Origin of the sequence: Candidatus Protochlamydia sp. R18, assembly GCF_000648255.1 — a bacterium.
Classification (GTDB): Bacteria; Chlamydiota; Chlamydiia; order Chlamydiales; family Parachlamydiaceae; genus Protochlamydia; species Protochlamydia amoebophila.
Window position 1 is genome coordinate 1 of record NZ_BASL01000760.1, and the last position, 2,367, is coordinate 2,367.

The window sequence follows — 2,367 nt, forward strand, 5'->3', positions numbered from 1 at the left end:
GCGTATGTTGCCAAAAGAATATCCTAAATGGGAAATATGCTATTATTATTTCACTCTTTTCTCCAAAAAAGATCAATCAACTCCTGGAAGTATTCTAGAGTAATTTTTAAAAAAAATCGTTGGAGAGGTTCGACTAAGCAGTGGTCGGAACGAGAAAACCAGTTTTATCCTAGTTGATGCGCAAAGCGTTAAGAATACCGATACAGCTGAAAGTAAAGGCTATGATGCAGGAAAAAAAATCTCAGGTATCAAACGGCACATAGCAGTAGACACTCAAGGATTGCCTCATGTCATTCATCTAACCACAGCAAATGTTACTGATAGAAAAGGAGCTCTAGAAGTACGTTTACTGAATAAGGGTGTTTTGTCTGAAGTAAAAAATATTTTAGCAGATGTTGGGATGTACAGTAGAGATAACGAAAAGAAACGAATTGCATGCTTTTAAAGTGATTCCGAAAAGATGGATTGTAGAGCGCTCTTTTAGCCGGCTAGAAAAATGCAGAAGGTGATGGAAAAACTGCGAAAGAAAATTGAATACAAGCTTAAATCTGGTCATTTTGGCGTTTGTAGTTCTCCTTTTAAAAAGATTTTAAACAGCTTCTAAGTAAATTTATCTCAATGATCGAATAATTTTACGTACGATTTGCAGAATAAATTTTGACATGCCCTATTTCTATTTTTTGAGTTCGTTTCTCAAGAGTGAAGTTTCCATTTGCAATTGTTTTGACAAGCCGTGTCTCTAAATAAGTTGTCGTTTTATTAGATTCACCCACAATTTGGTCTTTCAAAATAGTATTTTTGAGGTTTGTTTTGGAAATTTCTTCTTTCAGGATTGCTTGCTTTAAAATTTGCTGAGCAATAAACTCCGCCTCTGCACTTGTTTCCCGTGCCCTATCTTCATTTAATCTCCTTTTTGTTTCTTTTAATTCAGCTAATTTCATTAAAACTTTTCTAACATGTTTGGCTGTCTCTTTAGGATTAATGATTAGATGACTGAGCTGATCAATTTTATTACTTTGAGTATTTGAAGTTTCTTTTACGCTTTCAGAATTTTCAGTTTTTTCTGTATGAGATACTTCCTTCGATTCTAAATTTGAACTTGTCTTTTTGACCTGTTCTAAAGGCATAGCATAATGTGTATTAACGAAAGTTGTGAAATGTTGTTTGAATTTATGTTTGAAAAGTTCAGCTTCCTCTTTAGTTAAAGGAACAAATTTTCCATTTTCATTTTTACCAATTTTTCCTTGAGCAACTAATTTTTCTAATCTCTTCTCAATATATTCTTGGTGCTCTTCTGGATCAAGCTTACTCGCTTCTGTAAAGATTTTTTCGATGGTTTTATCTAAATTTCTTCCTTTAGCAGTAATATAGCCTTTAAATTGCGCTTGAACGCGTTTAAGATCCGCAGATGCTTCTGTGCTTAGTTCAATTTCTTCTTTTCTAACTTCAATCTTTTTTGTAAGTACGTCAGATATAATCTCATCAGTTTTTGCTTCATCAGCAATTTTGGTCTTTACTACTTCGTTTGTCGTTTCTGCTACTTGACTTGTCTGTTCCGCTACTTGACTTGTCTGTTCCGCTACTTGACTTGTCTGTTCCGCTACTTGATTTGTTGTTTCTAAAATTTCTTCTTTATTGTCTGATATTTGAATTTTGGCTTCAGTGTTTTCCCAGATATCTTCATTTAGATCTAAATCTAATTCTAAACTTTCAAAATTATCAGATATGCTATCCTCAGATACGTTTATCTCAATTAGCTCATCCTGTTCTTCAAACTCTTCATCAGTGGATAATTGCTTTAAAAGGGGGCCATCTGCTTCTGTGAAAAGAGGAGTCAATGGAAGGCTTGACAATTGTTCGGACTGTAATTCTTGCTGGTCATCAGGAAAAATGGTAAGTTGGCTTGTGGTTATATTAATTTTATCAATTATCTCATTCGTACCTATATCATTCCAATTTGTAACCGTATGTTGGTTTGGAAGATTAGATTTTTGAGAAGATGTCGATTCCTGATTTCCTGAAGCTAGATGTAATGAATCAATTGAAATTCGATTAAAATTAGAGTAGTCGCCGTTCATAAGACATCCTCTTAATTAAAAATTTTTAAATAATTACATATAAAAACAGTTACATTTATTATACCATTTTCTTTTTTTTACCCTTAAAAATGCAAAAAAAATAATTAAAAATTATTCTTGACAAATATGAAAATATTAATAATCTCTTATTCAAGATTGTATTAATTTTTCGTTAACAATGTAAAAAGGAGATTATTATGAATAGTTGCACTGCTAGTAGTTATTCAACTCAAACTTGGGTACCTATAAACGCACAAGAAGCTGCAGATCTTAAAGTACAAGTAAGAAG

The 2,367-nt window shown here is 32.5% G+C and carries 1 protein-coding gene and 1 pseudogene; one reads left to right on the forward strand and one right to left on the reverse strand.

All coding sequences use genetic code 11. The features are described from left to right. Positions 1-593, forward strand: a pseudogene (locus tag TY19_RS19685) (transposase); the annotation flags it as partial. A gap of 39 nt (positions 594-632) precedes the next feature. Here the strand turns inward: TY19_RS19685 and TY19_RS10000 are convergent. Continuing rightward, a complete protein-coding gene (locus tag TY19_RS10000) occupies positions 633-2,078 on the reverse strand; it encodes a hypothetical protein (RefSeq protein WP_042280807.1) in 1,446 nt (481 codons plus the stop codon). Between the last annotated feature and the right edge of the window lie 289 nt (positions 2,079-2,367).

Excerpts from the sequence above, each read along its gene's own strand:
- TY19_RS10000 (WP_042280807.1), bottom strand. The coding sequence starts at position 2,078 with ATGAACGGCGACTACTCTAATTTTAATCGAATTTCAATTGATTCATTA.